We start from the raw sequence: 3,571 nt of genomic DNA on the forward strand, positions 1-3,571 counted from the left end.
ACCAAACTGCGGGTCATACTCTAAACCTACAGCATTCGCCCGAGATTGATCCGTAGTCCGCAGCAGCAGCATTCGACCAGGGTAAACCTGCAACTGATACTCATCAATCGCCTGCATATTCACAGCCATAATTTCAATATGCGCGTCAGTATCAGACAAATGCTGAGAAACATCTAACAGATAACTGGGCTGCACTTTCAAATAACCCTTGTATTTATTTTTCAGCCGACGTTGATTGCGGTCGAAACTATCCTTGAGCCAATTAGTCCAAATCACCAGCCTTTGCCCGAGATAAGCCGGTCCTTTTTGGATGAGATGATTGAGATGCTGACCAATTCGGCGCACAAACGGTAAGCGGCGGTCAGAACCAGGAACACTCGTATCTAACATCACCAATAGCCCGACTTGTTGCCCTTGGCGATGCAGTTGTTGCGCCACCTCATAAGCGACAATCCCACCAAACGAGTAGCCACCAAAATAATAAGGTCCTTGAGGTTGCAGCGCTTGCATACAACGAATGTAATGCGCAGCCATATCTTCCACCCGCGTCAACGGTGGCTGTTGACCATCTAGCCCCAGTGGTTGTACCCCGTAAAATGGTTGGTCTTTGCCCATCGCCATTGCCAAATCTCGGAAACCCAGCACTTCCCCACCCAATCCATGAATACAGAAGAACGGTGGTTTGTTTCCCTGAGGTTGAATTGGCACTAACGATGACCAACTCTCAACTGCTGTGGCATTCAACGCTGTTTGTGGTTGCAAAATTGCCGCTAAACCCTCAATTGTTGAGGCTTGGAATAGCGTCGCCAGTGGCAGCTTTTGCCCGAAAGCCTTCTCAATTTGCCAAAACAGCTGAATTGCCAACAGTGAATGTCCACCCAACTCAAAGAAATTATCTCTGACTCCGATTGAGTGCACACCTAAAACTTGTTGCCAAATTTCCACTAGTTGCGCTTCGACTTGATTGCGCGGTGGCACAAGAGTTACTGCTTCATTGCCATTCGCTGGTGCTGGTACTGGTAAGGCGCGGCGGTCTACTTTTCCATTTGGCGTTAATGGTAGATTGTCTAAAAATACAAAGGCAGAGGGCACCATATAATCCGGCAATTTCTGTTGTAAATATTGCCGCAATTGTTCGGGCGTGGGTAAAGGTTGAGACTGTGCCACCAAATATGCCACCAGGCGTTTATCTCCTGGAACATCCTCTCTAGCTATGACCACAGTCTGCTTGATTGCGGGATGTTGCTCAAGTATGGTTTCAATTTCTCCCAATTCAATCCGGAAACCCCGCAGTTTCACTTGATAATCTAAGCGACCAAGAAACTCAATATTGCCATCACTCAAGTAGCGACACAAATCCCCAGTTTTGTAGAGTCGTTGAGATGGTGAATTCCCCCAAGGATGGGCAATAAACTTTTCTTGGGTCAGTTGTTCGCGGTGCAGATAACCTCTAGCTAAACCATCACCACCAACATACAACTGGCCAGGAATGCCAATTGGCACAGGCTGCAAGTTAGGATCAAGGATATATGTTTGGGTGTTGGCTATCGGACGACCAATGGGAATCGAACCAGCAATTTGGCTATGACTGTGGAGACTATAGCAGCAAGTAAAGGTAGTGTTTTCTGTGGGTCCATAGCCATTAATTAACCGACAATTACCACCTGCGTGCAAGAGTTTTTCCACATGGGGTACGGATAACACATCTCCCCCTGCTAACACTTGCCGTACAAGTTTGAGCTGGTCAACATACTCGTCTACCATCAGGTGGAACAGTCCAGCGGTTAACCACAGTATCGTGACATGATGATCTCTGAGTGCTTGTGCTAATTCTGGCAGCGATGGTGTTTGGGGTGGCATGACTACCAACCTCGCACCGTTGAGTAGGCATCCCCAAATTTCAAAGGTGGAGGCATCAAAGCAGATGGGCGCTAACTGCAAAAACACGTCAGCAGCAGTGATACTAACATAGTTGGTGTCTTTGACTAAGCGGACTACACCCCGATGGGTAACGCTGACGCCTTTGGGTTTGCCTGTGGAACCTGATGTATAGATGATGTATGCTAAATTTTCGGCTGTGGTCTGGCTTTGGGGATTTGCCACAGAGTATTGCGCTAATACCTCAGTATCAGTATCGAGGTAAACTACTTTGGCTGCATATAGCGGTAGCCTATCGACTAGATGTTGTTGGGTTAGCAATACCTGAACTTGGGCATCTTCTAACATCCAACTGAGGCGTTCTTGGGGATATTTCGGGTCTAAGGGGACATACACCCCACCGGCTTTCAGGATAGCCAATAACCCAATTACCATTTCTAATGAGCGTTCGGCAGCCAATCCGACCATGACTTCTGGTCCGGCACCCAAACTTTGCAAGTGGTGGGCTAATTGATTGGCACGCTGATTTAATTGTTGGTATGTTAGTTGTTGCTGTCCAAAGACAACGGCGACTGCATCGGGTGTGGCTGCTACTTGGGTTTCAAATACTTGCTGAATTGATGCTTGTTTGGGGTAGTTGGTTTGAGTTTGATTCCACTGCCATAATTGCTGCTGTTCGGCGGTTGTCAGTAAGGGAAGTTGGCAGATGGGTTGTTCCGGTTGGGCGACAATTGCTGCCAACAATGTCTGGAAATGCCCCAACATCCGGCTGATGCTTTCATCTTCCCAGAGGTCGGTGTTGTATTCGACGCTGCCTGTGATGCCCTTTGTTGTTTCGCTGAGTTCAAATGTTAAATCGAACTTGGCTGTACCTGTATGCACTGGCAAGCTGGTGATCTTGATGCCTGGCAATTCCAATTCTTGGTTGAAAGCATTTTGGAGGACAAACATCACCTGGAATAGAGGGTGATAACTCAAGGAACGCTCTGGTTGCAGGTGTTCGACGAGTTTTTCAAAGGGTAGGTCGGCGTGAGCGTAGGCATCGAGGGCGACTGTTCGCACTTGTTCTAGGAGTTGGCGAAAGCTGGGATTACCGCCGAGGTGGGTGCGCAATACTAAGGTGTTGACAAAAAAACCGATTAGCCCTTCTATTTCCGCATGGTTGCGTCCGGCGATGGCTGAGCCGATGAGGATATCTTCTTGTTGGCTATAGCGGTACAGCAGAGTTTGCAGTGCTGCCAACAAGGTCATGAACATGGTGACGCCTTGTTGCTGTGAGAGCTGTTGCAGGGCTTGAGTTAATTCTTTTGAAATTGTGAATGTTTGCCTTTTACCGATGTATGTCTGGACTAAGGGTCGGGGGTGGTCTGTGGGTAATTCGAGTACTGGTGGCGCAGTTGCTAGTTGCTGTTGCCAATAGTTGAGTTGGTTTTGTTGGACTTGTGCTTCTAGCCATTGCCTTTGCCAAGCGGCATAGTCGGCATATTGAATTGGTAATTCCACTAGGGGATTGGGTTGGTTGTTGGCAAAGGCTGGATAAAGCTGTGTTAATTGTTGCCAGAGGATACCCATTGACCATCCATCACTGGCGATGTGGTGCATCACTAACAACAAGATGTGTTCTTGCTCATCTAGTTGCAGTAAGCAACCACGTAGCATCAGGTCGCTGGCGAAGTTGAAGGGGCGTTGTGTT

At 48.0% G+C, this 3,571-nt stretch carries 1 protein-coding gene; it reads right to left on the minus strand.

Features of this window, described 5'->3' with window-relative positions; genetic code table 11:
* A partial coding sequence (locus tag BV372_RS34645) for an amino acid adenylation domain-containing protein (RefSeq protein ID WP_218776814.1) occupies nucleotides 1–3,571 on the minus strand: 3,571 nt, incomplete at both ends.

Origin of the sequence: Nostoc sp. T09 (assembly GCF_002154695.1) — a bacterium.
In the GTDB taxonomy this organism is placed as follows: domain Bacteria; phylum Cyanobacteriota; class Cyanobacteriia; order Cyanobacteriales; family Nostocaceae; genus Aulosira.